The sequence below is a fragment of the Methylobacterium sp. J-030 genome (assembly GCF_022829545.1).
In the GTDB taxonomy this organism is placed as follows: Bacteria; Pseudomonadota; Alphaproteobacteria; order Rhizobiales; family Beijerinckiaceae; genus Methylobacterium.
In genome coordinates, this window is sequence record NZ_JAKSYM010000187.1 from 1 (window position 1) to 386 (window position 386).

Consider the following 386-nt stretch of genomic DNA (forward strand, 5'->3'; position numbering starts at 1 on the left):
GTGTGTAGTTGTCGCCGAGCGCTGTGCTCTGCTGGTTCAGACCGGTGTTGATGGTCTGAATGTTGTGCGTGGAGGGGGTGGTGGCGGGCGCGCACGTGAGAGAGTCGACACGGAGCATACTCAGTAGCGCTTCAGCGGGGCGGGTATGGGGATGCCGCGCTCGGCCTGGGCGGGGCGATGCATCGGGCGGGGCATGATCCAGAGGGCGTCGTGGGCCGTCAGCGCCCAAAGCTGCGCGTCGGCGCCGTTGAGGCGGCAGTGGGGGCGCCCATCGTGCTTGCAGCCGGCGCGGCGCAGGAGGTCGGGCAGAACCGGGAGGTCGGCCGGAACCCGGGCAACGACGCGCGACCAGTTGGCGGCATAGAACGCCCAGCGAAACAAGGCCC

The 386-nt window shown here is 69.4% G+C and carries 1 protein-coding gene; it reads right to left on the bottom strand.

Features of this window, described 5'->3' with window-relative positions; translation table 11 throughout:
• Window positions 1–120: 120 nt before the first annotated feature.
• A partial coding sequence (locus MKK75_RS12455; RefSeq protein ID WP_244042878.1) for a hypothetical protein occupies window positions 121–386 on the bottom strand: 266 nt, incomplete at its 5' end.